Origin of the sequence: Lysinibacillus sp. LK3 (assembly GCF_001043675.1) — a bacterium.
In the GTDB taxonomy this organism is placed as follows: Bacteria; Bacillota; Bacilli; order Bacillales_A; family Planococcaceae; genus Lysinibacillus; species Lysinibacillus capsici.
The window spans coordinates 22,118-44,196 of record NZ_LDUJ01000027.1 but is presented as its reverse complement, the minus strand read 5'-3'; the positions used below and the strand labels follow the sequence as shown (position 1 = coordinate 44,196).

At 36.8% G+C, this 22,079-nt stretch carries 22 protein-coding genes; 9 read left to right on the top strand and 13 right to left on the bottom strand.

Features of this window, described 5'->3' with window-relative positions:
* Positions 1 to 24 precede the first annotated feature (24 nt).
* From qoxB to VK91_RS19055, 4 genes are all read left to right on the top strand, one after another.
* Complete coding sequence (qoxB, locus tag VK91_RS19070; protein ID WP_048395108.1) at positions 25 to 1,968, top strand: cytochrome aa3 quinol oxidase subunit I; 1,944 nt, start codon at positions 25 to 27, stop codon at positions 1,966 to 1,968.
* Position 1,969: 1 nt separating this feature from the next.
* Positions 1,970 to 2,569 carry a cytochrome aa3 quinol oxidase subunit III gene (gene qoxC, locus VK91_RS19065; RefSeq protein ID WP_016991860.1) on the top strand — a complete coding sequence of 200 codons (600 nt, stop codon included), beginning with the start codon at positions 1,970 to 1,972 and terminating at the stop codon, positions 2,567 to 2,569.
* Complete coding sequence (gene qoxD / locus VK91_RS19060) at positions 2,569 to 2,853, top strand: cytochrome aa3 quinol oxidase subunit IV (RefSeq protein ID WP_004226585.1); 285 nt, start codon at positions 2,569 to 2,571, stop codon at positions 2,851 to 2,853. Before qoxC ends, qoxD begins: the two co-directional genes overlap by 1 nt.
* A gap of 247 nt (positions 2,854 to 3,100) precedes the next feature.
* Positions 3,101 to 3,958, top strand: a complete 858-nt coding sequence (locus VK91_RS19055) for a DUF6612 family protein (RefSeq protein WP_048395106.1) — start codon at positions 3,101 to 3,103, stop codon at positions 3,956 to 3,958.
* Positions 3,959 to 4,019: 61 nt separating this feature from the next.
* Here VK91_RS19055 and VK91_RS19050 read toward each other — a convergent pair whose 3' ends face one another.
* The 7 genes from VK91_RS19050 to VK91_RS19025 form a co-directional block, all read right to left on the bottom strand.
* Positions 4,020 to 4,439, bottom strand: a complete 420-nt coding sequence (locus VK91_RS19050) for a universal stress protein (protein WP_048395104.1) — start codon at positions 4,437 to 4,439, stop codon at positions 4,020 to 4,022.
* A 50-nt stretch (positions 4,440 to 4,489) separates the two neighbouring features.
* Positions 4,490 to 5,566, bottom strand: coding sequence for a sorbosone dehydrogenase family protein (locus VK91_RS19045; RefSeq protein WP_048395103.1), 1,077 nt, complete (start codon positions 5,564 to 5,566; stop codon positions 4,490 to 4,492).
* 44 nt (positions 5,567 to 5,610) lie between these two features.
* Positions 5,611 to 5,772 (bottom strand): hypothetical protein, encoded by a 162-nt coding sequence (locus VK91_RS22975; RefSeq protein WP_167444838.1) that lies wholly within the window; start codon positions 5,770 to 5,772, stop codon positions 5,611 to 5,613.
* A gap of 151 nt (positions 5,773 to 5,923) precedes the next feature.
* Positions 5,924 to 6,340: a YugN family protein gene (locus VK91_RS19040; protein ID WP_048395101.1), complete on the bottom strand. Its 417-nt coding sequence runs from the start codon at positions 6,338 to 6,340 to the stop codon at positions 5,924 to 5,926.
* 136 nt (positions 6,341 to 6,476) lie between these two features.
* Positions 6,477 to 7,430: an alpha/beta hydrolase gene (locus VK91_RS19035; protein ID WP_048395099.1), complete on the bottom strand. Its 954-nt coding sequence runs from the start codon at positions 7,428 to 7,430 to the stop codon at positions 6,477 to 6,479.
* 31 nt (positions 7,431 to 7,461) lie between these two features.
* The gene (locus VK91_RS19030; RefSeq protein WP_048395097.1) at positions 7,462 to 8,193 is read right to left on the bottom strand and encodes an SDR family NAD(P)-dependent oxidoreductase; all 732 of its coding nucleotides are present in this window, start codon (positions 8,191 to 8,193) and stop codon (positions 7,462 to 7,464) included.
* 20 nt (positions 8,194 to 8,213) lie between these two features.
* A complete protein-coding gene (locus VK91_RS19025) occupies positions 8,214 to 9,839 on the bottom strand; it encodes an NAD(P)/FAD-dependent oxidoreductase (protein ID WP_082148181.1) in 1,626 nt (541 codons plus the stop codon).
* Between the two features lie 126 nt (positions 9,840 to 9,965).
* Between VK91_RS19025 and VK91_RS19020 the strand changes: the two genes are divergently transcribed.
* Positions 9,966 to 10,661 carry a response regulator transcription factor gene (locus VK91_RS19020; protein ID WP_048395095.1) on the top strand — a complete coding sequence of 232 codons (696 nt, stop codon included), beginning with the start codon at positions 9,966 to 9,968 and terminating at the stop codon, positions 10,659 to 10,661.
* 67 nt (positions 10,662 to 10,728) lie between these two features.
* Here VK91_RS19020 and VK91_RS19015 read toward each other — a convergent pair whose 3' ends face one another.
* The 4 genes from VK91_RS19015 to VK91_RS19000 form a co-directional block, all read right to left on the bottom strand.
* A complete protein-coding gene (locus tag VK91_RS19015) occupies positions 10,729 to 11,190 on the bottom strand; it encodes an SAM-dependent methyltransferase (RefSeq protein WP_048395093.1) in 462 nt (153 codons plus the stop codon).
* 91 nt (positions 11,191 to 11,281) lie between these two features.
* Positions 11,282 to 12,472: a Ger(x)C family spore germination protein gene (locus VK91_RS19010; RefSeq protein ID WP_048395091.1), complete on the bottom strand. Its 1,191-nt coding sequence runs from the start codon at positions 12,470 to 12,472 to the stop codon at positions 11,282 to 11,284.
* The gene (locus tag VK91_RS19005; protein WP_048395089.1) at positions 12,469 to 13,566 is read right to left on the bottom strand and encodes a spore germination protein; all 1,098 of its coding nucleotides are present in this window, start codon (positions 13,564 to 13,566) and stop codon (positions 12,469 to 12,471) included. The genes VK91_RS19010 and VK91_RS19005 overlap by 4 nt, the downstream gene beginning before the upstream one ends.
* Before the next feature lie 21 nt (positions 13,567 to 13,587).
* Positions 13,588 to 15,255, bottom strand: a complete 1,668-nt coding sequence (locus VK91_RS19000; protein ID WP_048395087.1) for a spore germination protein — start codon at positions 15,253 to 15,255, stop codon at positions 13,588 to 13,590.
* A 224-nt stretch (positions 15,256 to 15,479) separates the two neighbouring features.
* Between VK91_RS19000 and VK91_RS18995 the strand changes: the two genes are divergently transcribed.
* The 3 genes from VK91_RS18995 to VK91_RS18985 all read left to right on the top strand — a co-directional run bounded on the left by VK91_RS18995 (position 15,480) and on the right by VK91_RS18985 (position 19,648).
* On the top strand, positions 15,480 to 16,484 hold the full coding sequence (locus VK91_RS18995; protein WP_048395084.1) for a hypothetical protein: 1,005 nt from the start codon (positions 15,480 to 15,482) through the stop codon (positions 16,482 to 16,484).
* A 381-nt stretch (positions 16,485 to 16,865) separates the two neighbouring features.
* On the top strand, positions 16,866 to 17,990 hold the full coding sequence (locus tag VK91_RS18990; protein ID WP_048395081.1) for a hypothetical protein: 1,125 nt from the start codon (positions 16,866 to 16,868) through the stop codon (positions 17,988 to 17,990).
* Positions 17,991 to 18,160: 170 nt separating this feature from the next.
* Positions 18,161 to 19,648 (top strand): serine hydrolase, encoded by a 1,488-nt coding sequence (locus tag VK91_RS18985; RefSeq protein ID WP_048395079.1) that lies wholly within the window; start codon positions 18,161 to 18,163, stop codon positions 19,646 to 19,648.
* A gap of 162 nt (positions 19,649 to 19,810) precedes the next feature.
* Here VK91_RS18985 and VK91_RS18980 read toward each other — a convergent pair whose 3' ends face one another.
* Entirely contained in the window at positions 19,811 to 20,806 is a 996-nt protein-coding gene (locus VK91_RS18980) for a DUF4179 domain-containing protein (protein WP_048395077.1), read from the bottom strand.
* A complete protein-coding gene (locus VK91_RS18975) occupies positions 20,807 to 21,337 on the bottom strand; it encodes a sigma-70 family RNA polymerase sigma factor (RefSeq protein WP_048395075.1) in 531 nt (176 codons plus the stop codon).
* A 388-nt stretch (positions 21,338 to 21,725) separates the two neighbouring features.
* Between VK91_RS18975 and VK91_RS23360 the strand changes: the two genes are divergently transcribed.
* The gene (locus VK91_RS23360) at positions 21,726 to 21,923 is read left to right on the top strand and encodes a YjcZ family sporulation protein (protein WP_048395072.1); all 198 of its coding nucleotides are present in this window, start codon (positions 21,726 to 21,728) and stop codon (positions 21,921 to 21,923) included.
* Positions 21,924 to 22,079: the final 156 nt, after the last annotated feature.

Here is a 22,079-nt window from a genome sequence, read left to right as displayed (position 1 = left end):
TTAATTCTGAAAGGAGCGCATCCAATGAGTATGGAAGAATTATTCCATCCAATGCAAGAACCGATGATTTTAGCGGCAGCTATTAGTATCGTAGTTGGTGCAGTGGTTATCGTAGCAGGCCTTACTTATTTCAAAAAATGGGGCTATTTCTACAAAAACTGGCTATCAACTGTTGACCATAAAAAAATCGGGATTATGTATATCGCAGTAGCTTTATTAATGCTATTCCGCGGTGGTATCGATGCACTATTAATGCGTGCACAAACAGCCGTTCCAGATAACGGACTTCTTGATGCACAACACTATAATGAAATTTTCACAACACACGGTTTATTAATGATTCTATTTATGGCGATGCCATTTGTTATCGGCTTAATGAACATTGTCATTCCACTTCAAATCGGTGCACGTGACGTTGCTTTCCCACGTCTAAACGCTGTCAGCTTCTGGCTATTTGCAGCAGGTGCTGGTTTATTAAACTTATCATTCATTATCGGTGGTTCACCAGACGCTGGTTGGACAGCCTACTTCCCTCTTGCAAGTACGGATTTTAGTCCGACTGTAGGGAATAACTATTATTCTTTAGCCCTTCAATTATCAGGTATTGGTACTTTAATGACAGGTGTTAACTTTATCACGACGATCATTAAAATGCGTGCTCCTGGTATGACATTAATGAAAATGCCAATGTTTTCTTGGTCAATTTTAATTACAAACATTATTATCGTATTCGCGTTCCCAGTATTAACTGTAGCGCTTGCTCTTATGATGTTTGACCGTCAATTCGGCACAAAATTCTTTGCGATGCAAGACGGTGGTATGGATATGCTTTGGGCCAACCTTTTCTGGGTTTGGGGACATCCTGAGGTTTATATCGTTATCCTACCTGCTTTCGGTATTTTCTCAGAAATCATTGCAACATTCGCACGTAAAAACTTATACGGTTACAAATCAATGGTGATGAGTATGGTGGTCATTTCCCTACTATCATTCGTAGTTTGGGCCCACCACTTCTATACAATGGGTCATGGTGTAATGGTAAACAGTGTTTTCTCTATTACAACAATGGCAATCGCCGTTCCTACTGGGGTTAAAATATTCAACTGGCTACTCACAATGAGGCACGGGAAAATTCAATTTACAACACCGATGCTTTATGCACTTGGCTTTATTCCTATCTTCACAATTGGTGGGGTTACAGGGGTAATGCTAGCGATGGCAAGTGCTGACTACCAATATCATAATACGATGTTCTTAGTTGCCCACTTCCACTATGTATTAATTCCAGGTACAGTATTTGGTGTCCTTGCAGGTTACCACTACTGGTGGCCAAAAATGTTCGGTTTCCGTCTAAATGAAAAATTAGGGAAAGCTGGTTTCTGGTTCATTGCCATCAGCTTCAACGTAACGTTCTTCCCACTATTCATTTTAGGTTTAGATGGATATGCTCGTCGTATGTACACTTATTCTGAGTCTACTGGTTATGGTCCATTGAACATGTTATCGTTCGTTGGTGCTCTAGGACTTGCAGTCGGCTTTGCATTAATCGTCTACAATATTTACTATAGCTGGAAGCATATGCCTCGTAATGAAAAGGCAGATGTTTGGGATGGTCGTACACTTGAGTGGGCTACTCATTCTCCAGTACCAGAATATAACTTTGCCGTAGTGCCTACCGTTACTCGCTTAGATGAGTTCTGGTTCGCGAAAAAAGAAGGTCGCGATATTACGGCAGGTACAATCGAAAAAATTCACATGCCAAATAATACAGGCACACCATTCTGGATGAGTGGATTCTTCTTCCTTGCAGCATTCTTCGCTGTATTTAATTTATGGATTCCAGCCATCATCAGTATGCTTGGTGTATTTGGCTTCATGATCCATCGTTCATTTGAAAAAGATCATGGTCGTTACATTTCAGTTGAGGAAGTAATGGCAACTGAGAAAAGCTTGAGAGGTGATAAATAATATGAAAATCGATTCTTCACTTCCATTAGAATATAGTACAGAGGAAAACCGTCTAAAAATCTTTGGTTTTTGGATTTTCCTTGGCGCCGAAATCGTGTTATTTGCCACTTTATTTACTGTGTATTTCACACTTCATACACGTACAGGTAGTGGACCAGATGGTGCCGAGATTTTCGAATTAACGCCCGTTCTATGGGAAACATTCTTATTATTAACAAGTAGTTTCACAATTGGTCTTGGTGTTCATGCAATGCGTATTGGTCGTAAAAAAGCGATGATGACATTCTTTATCATCACTCTATTACTAGGCCTTGGCTTCTTAGCTATTGAGATTGATGAATTTGTCACATATGTACACGAAGGTGCGACGATTCAAACAAGCGCATTCTTATCGTCATTAATGACTTTACTTGGAACGCACGGTGCCCACGTAACATTTGGTTTCTTCTGGGGCGTAGCTATTTTAATCCAAGTAGCGAAACGTGGCTTAAACCCACAAACGGCTAATAAAGCGTTTATCTTCTCACTGTACTGGCATTTCCTAGACGTTGTTTGGATTTTCATCTTCAGCTTCGTCTACTTGAAAGGACTGATTAGCTGATGAAGGAATTATTCCCAAAACAACATGTGATGGGCTTCGGCTTCTCACTATTACTAACAATCGTAGCTTTAGCAGTTGTAAAATTTGATATGTCTCTTAATATGGCATTTGGAATTTTACTAGTAACTGCTCTTGCACAGGCAACTGTACAATTAGTATTATTCATGCACATCGGTGAATCTGAAGATAAAAAAACGTTATATACAACAATTTTATACTCAGTATTCGTAGGTGTTGTGACAATCATTGGTACATTATTTGCTATGATCTGGGGTTATAATTGATCCATTACACTATGGTGTAAGCAAAAGGCTGTCTGTACTTATCGTCCTTGTACGATAAGTTCATGACAGCTTTTTTGTTTTATCCCTATTCATTTGGTAATTATCGCGTTTAAAGATTACAAAAGTAGGAGTAATGTTATTTTTTTAATAAAAAAGTAGTTCTTTTCTAACAATTTATGAAACTTTTCCTTTTTTAGTGCGTATAGTAGTAGATAGTGTTTTTTACCAAGAATAGGAGATGAAAGTAATGAAGAAAATTTTTAAAGTATTAGCAGTCGGAACACTAGCGTTGACACTTGCCGCTTGTAATTCAAGCGCTACGCCTACGAAAGACACAACTAATAAAAGCAAACTCACTTTAGAACAAGTGTATGACAAAGCAGTAGATCGCCAGGCTGATATTCAAAGTGCAAGTGCTAAAATGGATATGACACAGGTGACAAAGGTTGGGTCTGGTGAAGAAGCAATGGAGTTTTCAATCGACTCCAAAATGGAGATGGATATCATCGTTGATCCACTTGCAATGCATTTATCAGGATCTATGACAATGCCTGATATGATGAATGAAGGTAAAGAAACAATGGACATGCCAATTGAAATGTATATGAAAAAAGATGCAGGCTTATTTATGAAGGATTCGACAACAGATAGCTGGTTAAAGCTCCCTGATGAGAACTTTGATGCTATATTAGATCAAACGGCGGCTTCTGCTGATGCAAAGGAACAGCTAGAACAATTGAAAAAATTCATTAAGGACTTTACATTTGAACAAACGGATGATGAATACGTCCTTACATTAGATGCCAAAGGCGATAAATTTAAAGAACTAATCGATTCTGAGATTAATAAGTCTATGCAAGAAATGGGTCTAGAAGAAAATCCAATGGATCAACTATCAATTGAAAAAATTAACTACGTACTACACATCGATAAAGAGACTTTCGATACGAACAAAATGGATATGAATTTTGACTTAAAAATGGCCGTAGAAGGTGACGAATTGTTAATGAATACAAAATCAGTCGTTACGTATACTGAATTTAATCATCTAAAAACAATCGATATACCTCAAAGCATTATTGATAACGCTCAAACATTCCAATAAAAAAAGAGCCTGCTTGTCTACTAGCACAAGCAGGTTCTTTTACTCTCAACTATTTTAACAACTAACGAACAATCAACACATCACAAAGCGCATGACGTACGACTTTCTCTGCCACAGAGCCTAACATCATTTTCTCCATACGATTTAATCCAGTTGCACCGCAAACAATTAAATCAACCTGAGGTAACTGTGTTAAAATGCCTTTTGGTGAACCTGTTTCTACAATGGATTCGACCTCTTTGACTCCTGTCTGTAATGCCTCTTTTTCTAGCTTTTCCATTTTAAGAATGTTTTCCTTCTTCAATTCCTCGGCATATTTTAAGTCATATGCTGAAACTGCTCCAAACGATTTTGTATCAATGACATTCACCAATTGCAAAATAGCATTGTGTTCCTTTGCTAATTGACTAGCTCGCTCCAATGCTTTTAATGATTGTTCTGAGAAATCAATTGCTACTGCGATCTTAAGATAGTTTGCCATGTTTGTCCTCCCCATTCATCCTACCATTCCATGTTTTCTCAAATATTATATCACAATGGCGTTCGATATAGTTTATCATCCTGAGGTTGCGGATTTCCACGACCATCTGTATTATTGCTAATAAAATAAAGAAATTTTTCATCCACAAAGACATCACGAATTCTACCAAATTCTGATAGTAATTCATTGTGTTTGTTCTTATTTATATCAAAAGCTAGGACTGCTGTGCCTCTTAAGGCAGCGACATATAATTGATCATTTACAATAGCAATGCCTGATGGTGCCCATGTGTTAGAAGAACCGGATGTAAAAAGAGGTGTTATCATCCCCTGCTCTTTCTCCATTCCTTCAATAAGAGGCCAGCCATAATTCTTCCCCTTCTCAATGATATTAATTTCATCATTTCCTGCATTGCCATGCTCACTGGCATACATCGTACCATCATTAGACCATGTTAAGCCTTGTGGATTTCGATGTCCATAGCTGTATATATAGGATTGAGGAAAAGGATTATCATTCGGTATGGTGCCATCCAAATTGATGCGCAAAATTTTCCCTTCTAAAGCTTCCACATCCTGTGCTAAAGAAGGTTGTGTTGCATCTCCTACCGTTGCATACAGCTTGCCGTCAGGACCTATTTTCAAACGTCCCCCATGATGGTATGTACCACTCTTTATTCGATCCATAATAAGATTCTGTTCGAGCCATTTATTATCGTTAAACGTTAACGTAACAATTCGATTAAATTGTTCCTCTTCCTCGACATACGTATAATACGCATAGGCAACTTGACTAGTAGGAAAATTAGGTGCTAACACAAATCCCAACATACCAGCTTCTGGAGCAGTTGATAGCTCCTTTTTCAGGATAATCTGCTGCCTATCAACGCCCCCTTCCGCAATCTTTACAATACTTCCTGGCCTTTCTGCTATATAAAAGACATCTCCACTTTTTTGAATCGACCAAGGTGTCTGCAATTGATCTGCTATTATTTCGATAGAGGAATTCATGGCATCTATAGCGTGATTTTCCTCACTTTCTAACCTATTATCGTTATTATCCTTCGTTGACGTACAAGCAACACATAGAATCATCGTTAGCAGTATTAAAGGTATGTAACGTCTCATGATTAATCATCCTCTCATTTATGAAAAATAGAAAGAGACGCCACCTAGACGCCTCTTTTACTTTTTATACTTTCAAACAGGATTATTTCACCAAATGTTCTTGTTTTCTCTAACACCTCTAGAAAGGCTTCTTTACGATGGATGAGTCGTTCTTGGTGCAATTTCTGATAGGAATGCTGAAAATCATCTATAGCTATTTTATCCATAAACTCACCTCATATAGTAGTACGTGCTAATATCATTATAATGTTGGAAAATTCTTACGACAATTCTATTTATATTTTTGATTATATGTTCCCAAAATAATAAGGATAAAAGACATATAATTTCTTGCAGCAGCTATTTAAATTTATCTAACTAATGAATGAAAAATGGTAGTACTTTTTCTTCCACAGCTTGTTCACCTGCTTGAATCCATCTACTTTTATCATGAATGTATCCATCTTTATCAAGCGGAGTTTGAAATTGACTAACACCAGTTGCATCTAGTAAGGAGCCCTCATCATAATCTAGACCAATATTCTCAACATGCTTAATGACAAATGGCTTTTGAAAACGAATTTGAGCATCTTCATTATCAAGCTCTCCTGATGTGACGATAAAAGGGACACGTAAATAAATAGTTTCTCCTGCCTCTTTCCATAAAACCGAGTCAAAGCTACCTTTATAGTACTCCCAATTCCCGCCGATCGTGAAACCCCGATCGGCAATTTTATCTCGTAAATAGCCAAATCCTATCTCTTTTCCAACGATTTTTGAATCAAATTGTAACAATTTATCTTCTCCTCCTTTCACTCGATAAAAGTTTAACCTAAAAGACGATATTACAAACTAGCTAAGAGATCATTTTGCTGAACTAAAAAATCCCGAAACCTGAGTAGATTATGGTTTCGGGATTTTCGTAAATTTTTTATAAAGGCACTGAAATATTTCGATGTAACACATATTTAGCAGCTTCTACATACTCTGTGACAGCTCTTTGACTGACTGCGGCTGTAGGAACAATACTCTCAAAGCCATGATAGCAGCCTGGGTATAAGTGGAATTCAACATCTACTCCAGCCTGACATAGCTTGGTTACATATTGTAAAGTCTCATCACGAAACGGATCAAGTTGACCAACACATGTATAAGTAAATGGTAAACCTGATAAATCATCCGCTCTAGCTGCGGCAGCATATGGTGGTACATTGTCGCTACCATTTTCTCCATTCAAATACATTTCCCATCCCTTTTGATTGAGTGAGTGGTTCCAGATCATATGTCCCGTAATTTCTAATGAAGATGGGGTATTATTGCGATCATCAATCATTGGATAGAGCGGCATTTGGAAACTAAGCTTCGGATAATTTCGATCGCGTGTAAGTAGTGCAAGTGCAGCTGTTAGCCCACCACCAGCGCTTGCTCCAGCAATCCCTAAACGGGTAGGATCTATCCCTAATTCATCTGCATGATCTGCTACCCATTTTAACGCTGTATAGCAATCTTCAAGCGGAACTGGATAAGGATGTTCAGGCGCAAGTCGATAGTCTACAGATACTACAACACAATTCGCTTCATTGACAAAACGCTGACAAAGCACATCATCACCCTCTGGTGCTCCTAAGACATAGCCTCCACCATGAATCCATAGCAGGCCTGGGTATATTTCCTTTTGCTCTTTTGACTTATAAATACGAAGACGAAGAGAATCATTATTATCAGGCCCTTGAATGACTTTATTTTCTACTATGATGTGCTCTTCAATTGGGGCTGGTACAGCAACGGCTGCCATTCCTTCTCTTGTAGCTTGTACATTATCCAAATCTAATGGGGGAAAAATTGCTAACGTTTCTTTTAGTTCTGAATCAATACGATGTTCCATTAAAATCCTTCCTCTCTTATTTAAAATGTTTTTACGATGTTAAACCGCCATCAATTGGGACGACAGCACCATTCACATAAGAAGCTTCCTGCGAAATTAAGAAAGCGATTACATTTGCGATTTCAGTAGGGTTTGCTAATCTACGTAATGGTCCATTTTCTTCTGGACTTGATGCCAATCCCTTTGTCATGTTTGTCCTCACGCCACCGGGACAAATTGCATTCACTCGAATCCCTTTAGGTCCATATTCCATGGCTGCCGTTTTAGTTAATCCAATTACACCATGCTTACTTGCCGCATAACCACCTAGATAGGGTTGTCCCTGTATACCAGCTGCTGAGGATGTATTCACAATGACACCTGATTGCTGTTGCTCCATTTCTTTTAATACATACTTTAAGCCGAGAAACGCCCCTTTAAGATTGACCGAGATTATTCTATCAAACGCTTCCTCTTCTAAATCTCCCAGTAGTGTAGGTGGGCTTAAAACACCTGCATTATTGATAAAAGCATCAATCCTGCCAAATGTTTCTTTTGCAGCGTCCACATATTTTTTGACATCATTGCTTTGTGAAACATCAGCTTGGACAAAAATTGCCTGTTGGTGATATTCCTTAACAGCATGTAGTGTGTCTTGTCCACTTTTTTCATCAAAATCCACTAAAACTAATGCTTTGCCCATAGTGGCAAGCAATTTTGTAGTCTCTCTTCCTATACCACTTCCAGCACCTGTAATAATGACTACTTGTTGCTCCATATTGATATATGCTCCCCTCTCACAAACTATGATATTGATTTTAATTTCATTAACTTAAAGCCTACATAATTGTTTTGAGCCACCTCATTACAATGTTTTGTGTAATAATCAAATCCTCCTAGATAGATTAAAAAACTTCGAGGTTTGCCCTCAATATTGGCTCCCGTATACCAGGAATCACCTTTGACGTAGAGTGTTGCATTAGCAACATCTCGACAATGTGTGCTCCAAGCTTCCTCTGCTTCTATTGTTGGTTCCACAAGATCAATGTCATGCTCACGCAAATAATGCATGCACTCGGCAATCCATTCGACATGCTGCTCAATAGCAATCGGCATGTTCACAAGAACAGAAGGGCTTTCTGGTCCCGTAATCATAAATAAATTAGGAAAACCTTCTGTTGTGAGTCCAAGATAGGTTTGAACAGCTGCCCCATCCTTCCACTTCTCTTTTAATGACACGCCATTCCTTCCTCGGATATCAATCTTAAATAATGGCCCTGTCATGCCATCATAGCCTGTCGCAAAAATGATGATCTCTAAATCAAAATGGTTATCCGCCGTTTGAATACCTTCTCCTGTTATTTTTTGAATAGGTGATTCTTTGACATCAACCAGTAAAACATTCTCCCTATTATAGGTTTCAAAATAATCGCTATCTAAAACCTGTCTTTTCGTGCCATACATATACTTAGGACATAGTTTTTCTGCAACCACAGGATCTTTCACAATCTGTCTTATTTTGGAGCGAATAAATTCTGCCGCTTTTTCATTGGACTGTTCATTCGTTAACAAGTCATGATAAGTAGCTGAGAAGGCAAAGCCACCTTGTGCCCAAGCTTTCTCAAAAACCGCCTGCCTCTTATCATCAGGTTCTTCCATTGCAGATTGCTGATTTTGTGCAAAAGGTGTACCTGAAACCGAATTTCTCATGGAACGTTTTATCGCTTCAAAATTTTTCTTCGTTTCTTTGATAAAGTCTTCTTCATATGCATGGTTACGAGCGGGAATCGTATATTGTGGAGTGCGTTGAAACACCGTTAACTGCTCTGCTTCTTTTGCAATAACAGGTATTGCCTGAATCCCGCTTGAGCCTGTCCCAATAATTCCTACACGCTTCCCAGTAAAATCAACCTTTTCATGTGGCCAATGCCCCGTGTGATACCATTTTCCGTTAAATTGTTGCAACCCCTGGATGTTAGGAACATTTGCTGCAGATAGACAGCCTATTCCTGTAATAAAGTACCTTGTTAAAATGTACTGCCCATCGTTTAGATGAATCATCCATTTATGTTGTTTTTCATCAAAATGAGCTGCAGTGACTCTTGTGTTAAATTGGATAGCTGATCGCAATTGAAAACGATCGGCTACGTAATTTAAGTAGCGTAATATTTCCGCTTGCTCTGGAAATCTAGATGTCCAAGTCCATTCTTCATATAATTCTTTTGAAAATGTGTAGTTATAATAGATGCTTTCAATATCACATCTAGCACCAGGATAACGATTCCAATACCAAACACCACCTACACCATCTCCAGCCTCGTATACAATGGTTGAAAAGCCTTTACTCCTCAACTGATGTAGCATATACAGACCTGCAAACCCAGCACCTAGAACAACTGCATCCACCTCTTTAATTGTTTGACTACTCACCTGTTGCTCCTCCTTACGCCAAAATAGAGAAATATGGCTTTACTTAGCTTAAATACTACAACTTACAGAAAATATTGAAAATTCCTTATTTTAAGCGTAGTATATACTTAAAAAAGGGGATAGGTCATGTCCAATCTTTATACCATTCAAAAACGTTTCGACACAGTACAAAGTTATGCCAACCATGAAGAGCTGTTGATACACATTTTGCAGGTATATTTAGATGCTTTTCCTATCAAGGATGCCTATTTATTGAGGTATTCTCCAATAGGCTTTGTAGCAGAAGGAATCATTTTTTTAAATGAATCGGGTGGTAGTCATATCGGTGAAATTCGTGAGGAGATTCGTAGCTTCCCTATTATTTATGCTGCTATTGAAGATAAGAAGGCTAAATTTTGCACAGGAATGGACTATTTAAAAAATATCAGTATGAAATATTCTATTCCCTCGCAAAATAATACGTTTTTAATTGTCCCTATTTTCATTGGGTCATATGTTTTTGGCTATATTTGTAGTACTCAATTAGAAGAGGAAATCGATATAAATGATAAGCTGTTAGATGACATGACCACCTTTGGAAACATGATTGGACAGCTTATCATACAAGCTAGAAATAGCAAAAAAGAGGGCTTTCTGAGCAAGCGTGAATTAGAGGTAATGAGACAGGTAGCGCAGGGAGATAGTACAAAGGAAATAGCAGATGTTATGCAATTAAGTGAATTAACCATTACACAATATGTAAAATCTGCTATCAAAAAATTGCGTGCCAAAAATCGCTCTCATGCCATTAGCATTCTTTATCAAGAAGGAATCATTCTTTAAAAAATCAGGGGAGCACACTACTCCCCTTTTTTAGTAACCCACAATTGTCTTCGCTTTAACAATTTTATTACGCCCAGTAGGCCTTCATTAAATCTATTGACCACGCTGGCTGTTTAACATCCTCTTTAGGTAAAAATTCTTTCATTACAGGCTTTATATCTAGTATAGGTGTGCCATCTATGGCGTCTAGCCCTTGAACGATTAATCCTCTTGATTTGACCTCTAACAAGGCAACGATTGTACTTCCTAATTTATTGGGTCTATTTTTACCTCTTTGTGCGAAAATGCCAACCTCTGGATAGTCATGATTATTTCTCGGATGTCTTGCCTCATATTGAATTTGATCGTCTGTAACCTTATCAAAATAAAAAATAATTTCTAGATGAGAAAAATCTTCTATTCCTTTTAAGGACGCCTCTTGGATATGATCAGCAAGTTCAATAGTTGAAATAATCTCTCCCCAATGATCATCTTTTAACATTTGCCGATTGTTACGAACGGTAGCGATTGATTGAATAGTATATTGCATGTCTTTTATCCCCCATCTTTTCGAATATCTACTATATGTCCTTTCATTTCAGTATAGACTAAATGGACAGAAAAAAAGATGATTAACAATGTTAATCACCCGACGTGCCATAATCCTTAATGGAAACCTTCACTTCACATGTAATAGGAACCTCACTAAACGTTTGATCCCATTCTTTTTTTCTTTTTTGCCATACTTTCGGGTAATCGATTCTTAGTTTATTGCCAAACCCAGAAACATCTGTTTGAAATTCATGTTGCGTTTTATCTAGTGCTTTCCTCACTAATCGCTCTATCTCTTTTTCAAATACTTTCTCTGCTTTTTTCAAAAATTGATTGTCAAATGCTTTATCGGAGAGAACCCAATGTTCAGCAATTCTTCCCTCTGATTGAATTTTTATCGTAAAGGAGATTTGATCCCCTTTTACATGTGGAATAATTTTACTTTTAGCTGAAATAATTTCATACACAATAGGTGCTCCTGACTCCTCATCAAAGCCTTTGACTAGGCCACCTTTCGCATCGCCAGACATCCATGCAATTCCTTCTAGGTCACTCTCATTTAAAAATCCTCGTAGCTTTTTGGTTTTTCCTTCAATGATAGCAGCGCCTGCAAATTTTACTTCTCCATTTTCCGTACTCACATTTTGCAATAAAAAGCTAGAGTCTGAATACAGCTTCCCCTCTAGTTTGGCTACGGTCATCGGAGGCAAAATTTTTGTCGTCCTTTCATGTCCCTCCATCATTTCTACTAATTGAAAGGCAGGAATTTTAGTTGGTTCATTTGTTTCAAGTGCCTGACTTGCCTGATCCTGAGCAATAAAGAGCAGTCCACTCGGCCGTATTTCTAATTCTCTTAGAAAAAAATCCAACGTTTGTTGAAGATTGATAGTACTAGCTAATTCCTCACCGATAATAATTACTTTGGAATGTTCAGCAAAGGAACGTTTATCAACCTTTAACAGCATATTTCGTAAAGTTGGTAACACCGCATCACCTGTCTCAGAAACATTTTTATACGCTTTTTCTGGCAATGCTCCCTCTTTTGTTCCAGAAACCGTAGTCTCTGACGTAACAAATTGATTGGTAATTGTTAGCAACTGTCTGTTTGCATACCTAGCATCTTGTTGCTCTTCAGAGGAAACATCACCCGTTTCTAAATCCAATGATGTACCTACAATAAGGCCTAAATCCTCAATCTCTTTACTACTCCAACAGCCAGTAAGAAGTAAGGTTACCGTTGCAACTAGAAGTAAACGTACACAACACTGTATTCGCTTCATGCTTTCTTTCCTTTCAATTTCGAAATAAGGAGTAAGGTTATCGGTACTACACCAAATAAAATTAATGCAGCATGACCAATCTTATCGCCAAATGTAAATAGATCGTTAATATTTTTAGGTGTCATCGCAATAATGTAAATAATCGGAAGTAGCCCGTATAAGAAGGGATGCATATTTTTCTTAAACAGTTGGGCTAATCCTAAAGTAGCGGCATAATAAGTAATCGTAAAGGTAGCAAAGATTTGCATAATCCAAATTACAAGAAGAAATGACTCAAAGCGTTCAAAAATTAAACCAGGGATTTCAAAACTTCGCATTAATTCAATTGTTGGCCAAGTCCTTGTTAAAACACCCTCAATGGATAGAGCACCAATGACCATCACAACCGTGATGACATAAAAGAGCAAGGGTATGGCTATACCCGCCAGTACAACCTTTACGGCCTTTGATTTATCTGAGGGGTACATAAATGCCACAAGTAGTAGCATAATTTCAGGCCCTAAAAATGCCAGTGTCGCTGTTTTTATTCCCTTTAACATCGGAACAACGCCCAGACCGAGTACTGGTCTCAAATTATCGATTTCAAAAATCCCTAAACTTAAAAAGGCCACAAGTAAAAAAATAACAAAGGTAATAGGAAAAATGATTTCAAATAGGCGAGCGATTGTGTTGATGCCACCGCTTATTAAGTAAAGTCCAACCCATAAAAAAGGCAAAATAATCGCCCAAGTGGGGGTTCCTTCTAATAAGAAGAGAGAAGTTACTTCAGCCATGATGCGAACTTCAAAGGCAGAAATGGTAAAAAAGTAGGCAATTACACAAGCACTTATAAACCAGCCTAACCACTTCCCTATGATATCTTGATTATATTGATAAAATGTTTTGTCAGGGTATTGTTGGCTTAGCTTCACAATGATTACACCTGCAATCATTGCAACGACTCCACCTAAAAATACACTAATCCAAACATCTGGCGTTTTAACTTTTTCTACAGATGCACGAGGTAAAGTAAGAATCCCAGTGGCAAGAATATAGTTAATAATAATAACAACTGCTTGTGACGTCGTTATTTTATCTTTCATACTGCTGTTCATGGCTGTTTTGCTCCCTTTCTCTTATTCCCCTTTGCGGACCGAATCTTTTGGCTTTAACAATCTAGGACGATGCTTCATCATCTTTAACGGCATTCGCACCATAAAATCTTTCCAATCACCTGCTCGATACGGAATAGTTGGGCTCAAATATGATACACCGAAGCTCTTTAGCTTTACCAAATGACTGCAAAGGAATAAGAAAAATAGAATGATGCCATATAGTCCAAATAAAGCTGCGGAAAACATCGCCACAAAACGTAGCATTCTTAGCGTGATACCAGCATTATATTGAGGGATAGCAAAAGAGGAAATTGCTGTTAATGCAACCACAATGACCATGATTGGACTAACAATTCCTGCCTGTACGGCGGCTTCTCCAATAACAAGCCCTCCAACGATCCCCATTGTCGGACCAATCGGCTTCGGTAGACGAAGTCCCGCTTCTCGTAATATCTCAATAGCGACTTCCATAATGAGGGCTTCAATCAATGCTGGAAACGGTACTCCCTGCCTTGTTGCCATCATGGACAGCGCTAGTTTAGTGGGAATTAAACCTTGATGAAACGATACAAAGGCAATGTACAGGGATGGGCCAAATAAAGAGATGCCTGCAGCAAAATAGCGAAGCAAGCGAATAAGTGAGCTCGATAACCAACGTTCATAGTAATCCTCTGGTGATTGCAGTAGCATATTAAACGTGACTGGCACAATTAATGCAAAGGGAGTTCCATCTAAAAGAATTGCGACTCGTCCCTCTAGTAAGGCAGCAATAACTCGATCAGGACGCTCGGTACTCTGCACTTGCGAAAATGGGCTGAGATAATCATCCTCAATCAATTGCTCAATATATCCCGATTCAGCAACATCATCCAAATGGATTGTTTCAATTCGTTCCTTCACCTCTTTGACAAGATTAGGCTGCACAATTTCATCTATATAGGCTAAAACCAACTCTTTTTTCGTACGTTCGCCTACTTCCATCTCGATAATCGATAAATTTCGATTCTCACCATGCTGTCTTAATAAAGAGGTATTCACACTTAATTTTTCCGTGAAGCCCACTCTTGGTCCACGTACCATTGCTTCAGAAACAGGCTCCTCAAGATTTCGAGTTTTGCCATGTGCCGTACCAATGATAAATACATTCTGTATGCCATCCACAATTAATACAGTGGAACCAGTTAATACTTTCCCAACAGCTTTCATGACTTTCGATTCCTCTAGCAGTTCACTCACTGGTAGGATTTCATTTCTAATCGATTGTTGTAATTCATGACCTCTTAAAACAGACGACTTTTCTGCATGTCCATTCATTAATGATTTCAAAATATGTTTATCAATTAATTCTTTATCGCATAATCCTTTAAGAAAAACGATCGCTGCACGATTATCCGTATTTCCTATTTGAAATTCTCTAAAATGAATATCCCAATTATGGCCAAGTTCTTTCCTCATTTGTAAAAGATCTTTATTAAAATCTCCTGTAAATTGCTCTAACGTTTTTTGAATAGGTATGTGTACCATCTCAACTTGTTCACTATTTTCTTTCATCTCAATTTTGCCATTGCTCTTATTAACAAATAAAAAAACATGGAACAATTTATAAATTAAATATGGAATAAAAAACGCTAAAAAGCCTTGTAAAAAAACTTGCCAATGTGGCATGTAGGAAATCACCTTTTCCCACATATTGATCACCCTCTTTAGTACACTTGTAAAGAGTATCCCTACATGTTTTTATCTTTATCTAAGCAGCAGTATTTTAAACTTCCAATCCTCAACATTCTTTTATAATAAGACACTAACATTCGGTGACCATAAAAAAACCAGCCTCAAATGAGTACTGGTACTTATAAAAGCAATCTTTAGCTTATGGTATACTAGCTACTATGAAAAATTAGAAGGTGAAATTTATGCTAGAAGTCAGTGAAAGTAAATTAACACAATATAGTCTGCATTTTTTGAGTGAGACGCTTATTTTAGGAGAAGAAGTTTTTACACAACCTGAGGTCATGTTAGAAGCAGCCTTTACACAGCTCGCTTTTAGTAAAATTGATGTGGAACAGCAATATGAATTTTTCCATGAAAGCAATATTGCACTCAATGAAGTTTTTACGTATTCAAGAGCTATTTTCGAACAGGGAAGTAACTTCCTAGAACACTCACAAAATATTGCCAAACACTTACATAGTGTGTCACAGCATCCTAACATCAAAAGCGGAGAACTGTTTATTGGCCTTTTTGAAAATTGTTTTCTATTAAATGAGGCTAAAAAGATTATCGCTATTGTCAAAATTGATGAAAAAGAAATGTTTTTAGATGTGAAAAATGAACACAATCAAATGATCGTGAACGGCGTGGATGGCATTAACGTTAAGAAAATTAATAATATGGCTATTATTGTTGATATGGGACCAGATCAATCTCCTGCCGTGTATATTAAAACAAAACGTAAAGAAGATATTGTTTATTGGCAAGAACGATTTTTAAAAATTAAGGCAGCGGATGAACATTATTATAAAACCAATTTAGCATTAACAGAATGTAAAAAATTCATTTTAAAGGAAGAAAATTATACAAGCACAGAAAAACTTGGGCTCTTGAATAAAACACTGGATTACTTTAGAAATGAAGAGGAGTTTCAAGTAAATCATTATATTGAAACTGTTTTTGAGCAAGCGGACACTACTCAAAAAGATATCATCATTAATTCGGTCAAACCCTATGAGACTATCATTTCTGATAGTGCGCTAGAAAAAGCTGAAAAGAAATACAAACGTAAAATCAAACTGGATTCCAATATTGAAATCCAAGTAAATATTCAACATATCGACCAAATAGATGAATTAATTGAAGTTGGCTATGATGAGGCAACGAATCGCAAATTCTATAAAATCTATTTCCAGGATGAACAGTAGAAGAGCTTGGATTAAACAGATGCAAGTTATCTTATGAGATTAAACATTAGAATGACAACGTCTCTCCTAAAATCTTCAATTAGGAGAAAAAGAGCTTAAAACAGTATAAGCTGCAATAATGCCTTAGTTCGTGCCCTTGAATTTTCTCTGGAAGCGCACTAATCCTTGAAAATCTTTGCTTCGATAATCAACCCTTTGCATGGTCTGTGCTGTAAATAATAGCTATTTTTCAAAGACTACAGATACTAAAACAGTGAGTCTTATCATGAATCCTCCACTCTTTAATTTCTTAAAATTTTTTTCAAAAAGTTAAAACTTTTTCAATTGGTAAAACGTCTAATAATTGGTAACAGAAGTTAACCTAAAGGAGAATTGATAAATATGAAAAAACCTGCTAAAAAAACATGGCTATTAGCTTCAGCATTAACACTTGGGATGGCTGTATTAACACCACTTCAAGCTGGTGCAACAGCTGTTGATACAACAAATAATGTAACGATTCAAATAGAACAAAAAATAACAGGTACCATTAAATATTTTGATGGTAGCAGCATTACCCTTAAAGGGACAGATGGAAAAAACTACTACATCGGTTTACACAATTTCTCAGATAAACAAATTGAGCAGTTAAAGCTAGCAGAGGGGCAAGAAATTTTAGTTGAGGGTAGTATTGTGAAAGATTACTCAGATTTCTTTACCTTTGCCGTCTATAAAAAAAGCTTACCTAAAGAAGTAACAAAAGAAGAATTAGTCCAACTAGAAAAACTCTTTTCTGACATGAAAAAGGCTGAAAAAGAAGAGAACTATGAGGAAATGGAACGAATCTATGAGGCGATGGATAACATCACAAGACCTTACGAATTAGCAAATTGGCAACCTGAGCCTTTTGAAGAATTTATTAATGAAGCTGCATTCGCTGAAAAAAATATTGTTATCAAAGCACAAGATAAAGAACAGCTAAAAACACTTTATAGTAACTGGATTAAGTATGTAAAAGAAAATAAAACGGATGAGGCATCAGAAAACATTGATAAAATTTTCACTATTCTTGAACCTTATTATCAAGAATTATATCCACCTTTAACTTTTGAAGAGTATATGGCGGATATGAACGTCGATTTAACAAAAGAGGAACTTGCAAAACTTAAAACAATCTATGAAGAGGCACAAAAAGCTGAAAAAGATAAAGACGAAGAATTGTCCATGAAGAAATGGGATGAATTCTATGAAATACTTCGCCCACACTTTAAACCAGTTCCCTTCGAGGAATATATGGCAGATATCGAATTCAGCATTAGTAATGCAGATTACGCAAAATTAAAACAACACTATGAAGAAGCAGTTGCCCTTGAACAAAAGGGTGAAGATGAAAAAGCTGGCGAGCAATGGGAAGCCTTTTATAAAGTTTTAGACCCTTACTACGAAGCGAACAGAGAAATTCTTATCTCACCATCTAAATTAACATTTAACGGTCAAGATTTTACGCCAGAGCCAGAAACAAATTAAATAAAATTTCAAGGGCCCTCCTATTGGTTTTAGGAGTGGCCCTTTTCGAAGTGACAATTTTGTCATGTTATCCCGGAAATAGTCATGTTAATCGATGGTTTACCCTTATTTTTCTTGTTACAGTAAACCATGTTGTCACAAGCACATTACGTTCTAAGGAGAAAAACAACATGACATTATTCAAGAAATCGGTGATGATGACAGTAATGTTACTATTTTTTACGTTCACACCCGAATTTGGACACGCAGCATCAAATGATACAATTAGTAAAATTGATCAGTTTATTAAGGAGCAGCAAACCATTAGTAAAATCCCAGGAATTTCAGTAATTATTGTTGATAAAGGTAAAACCGTCTATCAACGGGGCTTTGGCTTTGCAGATACGAAAACAAAAACGCCTGTTACCTCTGATACTCTTTTTGAGTTAGGCTCCACGTCTAAGGCATTTACAGGACTCGCTATTTTACAATTAGAAAAACAAGGTTTGTTAAAACGATCAGATGATGTCCGAAAGTATATCCCTTGGTTATCATTAACCTATAAAGGCGAGGATCAGGCTGTGACAATACAGCAGCTATTGTCTCATACTAGCGGAATTCCCTCAAATTCCATTACTCAAATCCCAGAAAGCACAGCGGATAATGCCCTTGAATTAACAGTTAAAACACTGCTGGATCAATCACTAAATCGTCAACCAGGGAGTTCTTTTGAATATGCAACCATCAACTATGATGTCTTAGGCCTCGTCATTGAACAAGTTGCAAAACAGCCATTCGATCAGTATATTCAACAGAAAATTTTACAACCTGTTGGTATGCATCAATCTTTTGTAGGAATTCACCAAGTACATTCCACACATATGGCTTCTGGCTATAAAATAGGTCTAATGAGAGAGCAGCGATACATACCACCTATCTATCGTGGCAACATCCCCGCTGGTTATATCATCAGTAACGCTAATGATATAGCCAGATGGTTAAAATTACAGGTAGGAAACAGTGATATCTATTCAATCAGTAACAATTTAATTCAAGAATCGCATACTCCAGATCTAACAGTGGAGCCTTTTGATACGAATACTTACTATGCAAACGGTTGGGCCGTTGTGAAAAAGGACACAAAGTCATATATCTACCATGCTGGTGAGAATCCAACCTTTTCCTCGTATTTCATTTTGCAACCTGACGAACAAATCGGCGTGGCTATTTTAGCCAATATGAATACAAGCTCTACAACAGCGATTGGACAAGGTGTCATGGATTTATGGGAGGGCAAAACGATTGACATGCAACATATCAGCAGCTATCAAAAGCTAGATAAAATTGTAACAATCATATGTGCTATCATCATCGTAATCAGCATTATTTTCTGTTATCTATTCGTTCAAAATATACGCAGCCTTTATAAAAAACAACGTAGTATGGCAAATCTTAATTACAAAAGAATATTGTTATTATCTGCCCATACTATACTTGTGGCGACAATGCTGACAGCACTATTTATCACGCCTAACATAGTACTTGGCGGCTTAAATTGGACATTTATTAAAGTTTGGGCACCAACTTCTATTACATTCCTGTTGTATAGCTCCATTTCGGCCAGTCTTCTATATTTATTATTAGGCTTTATGATGATTGGTACTAAAAGAAAGAATTAAAAATTTAATAGCTTAAAAGATATTTAGCTACAATTAATAGCTCTATTTTGACTGAACACTGCGTAATATGAGCTAATGGTAAAGATGCTACCTATATCCATCTTTGAAGGTAAGAATTGATTCCTTCAGCCCTTTGAAAACAAGTTGTAGGAACAGACCATATCATTTTAGAGAAATATTAATACTTGGGAGCGGAACAAGCTCTTTCCGCTCTAATGTTTTTTCGTCAACAATTCTTATAGTTGGCATAATGATTAGCGTTCGAATATCAGAATCAGGTATAAAAACCTCAACATAACCATTTACTCGCCCAGAACCGCTTTTAATGGTTGTTGCTCCTACCTTTTCATATACATTTCCAAGATTATCTTCTATGTCTACCATTAAAAATTCTGTCTCCCAGTCAAGATTTCCCTCAAAATAAAGAGTGGTTATATATTTTCCCTCTGTTATTTGATTATATAATAGCTGGTATTGATCATTACCAAATGGTATATTTACTTTTCTTGAATACGCTCGGGTTGGTGTAAGTTCTAACTGAAAGTCCCAAGCTCCTTCTACGAGAGTCGTATTTTCCATACCTATAAAATCTTGAGGACGCCATTGAACATTTACCTTTTCATCCATTACTTTGTCTGAAATTCTCGCTGTAAACATACCAATCCAAGTAGCATCATTCTTTTTAACGATTTGATGACTAAGTACGTCTAACTTGTTTCCGTTGACTTCTAAATCGCCCTTCCAAAATAGAGGGGGTTCATCTATCGATTGTTCGTGTTTCATTTCATAACTAACCGATACAATCGTTCCATCGAAAAAAGCCTCAGCTAATTCAATGGAGGTTCCGTTACTTTCGTCTATTTGATTGATGGTTGATGCATTATCACTAAATACTTGTAATTGGGGATTATCATTGCTATTTAATAGTTGCTGTACAATTGGTACTCGATTAGCCACTACAGGTAGCCAAATGCTACTACTAGTAAAAATAAATGTGAGCATGGCGACAATACTAACCCACTTCCATTTTTTAAATACATACTTCTTGGTTGAAGATGACCGTAAAACACTTTTTTCAATATTAATCTTTTCCCAATCAGATAATTCAATTGGTTCAATCTCTTCAATATCTATTTCGATGAATTCCTTTTCGTTCATTTAGATACCTCCCAGCTCTTCTGTTAACTTTAACTTACCTCGATATAAACGATTTTCTACAGCTGATTTAGATAGACCAAATATTTCAGCGATTTCTCCGTTGGAATATCCTAAGTAGTATTTCAAGAGAAAAATTTCCTGATCGTTTTTACTTAAATTTAAAATACTGATAAATAGTTGCTCTTTTTGTACTTTTTGTTCGACGATTCTTTCTGGTAGATCCTTGCTATTTGAAATTGATGAAAGTAACTCGACTGTTTTAGGCTTATTTTGAAGGCTTCTATATGTATCAATCGCTTTATATTTTGCAATAACGCCAATCCATTTTTTAAAATCAATCTCATCGCCAGTAAATTGAATACTCTTTTGCCAAATGGTTAGAAATACATCGTTGATACATTCTTCAATAGCTGTTTGATTGGGCTGTAACACTTTCACTACAATGGCTTTAACATAACCTCCATATTTGTTAATCACTTCTCTTAAAGCTTGTTCATCCTTTTTTTGTAGCTGATTAATTAATGAATACACGAAGTTAGAAAACCTCCTTTCCTTTCTTCTCTACAAGTAATAACGAGCAAATGAAAGAAAACTCTCACATTATTTAAATAAAAAAACAAATGATTCCATTCCGCAACACATTGTAGCTAAAAATAGAAACGGAAAAACATAGACTTACCGTTTCAAACCCGCTCCATCATCATGCATCAAAAAATGATTTTTTATCTTATGGACTGGATTGACAACTAATCATCAGGCTGTAACAAGCGCCTTTGAGTTTCATCCTATCAAGTGTTTAGTGATACTCATCCTTCACCCAAGATTCTCTTTAAAATTACCTAAATACGATTCATTAGACGAATACCCTTTTCTCTTTCAACGGCATTCATACAATAAACTGAAGAAAGGAGAGATCTTGATGGGATACTTTGGAAACATGGGTAATTTCAATTGTTGTTATGGAGGCTATGGTAACGACTATAGCGGCGGTTATAGTATGGGTTGTTGTGGCATGGACTATGGCGGCAAAAACAATAGTTCAACATTTGTTTTAATCGTTGTGCTATTCATTCTTCTGATTATTGTCGGAGCAACATTCGTGCAAAAAGAATATTAATATTTATTGATAAACATGAAAAAGGGATGATCTTCATTAATAGCAGCTCACATTAATGTCGATACATCCACAGCAAAGAGGGTCACTTCCAGCCTATGTGACCCTTTTTTAAACCTGCTTGTCTTTCACCTTATTTAATTTTAAATTCTCCATTTC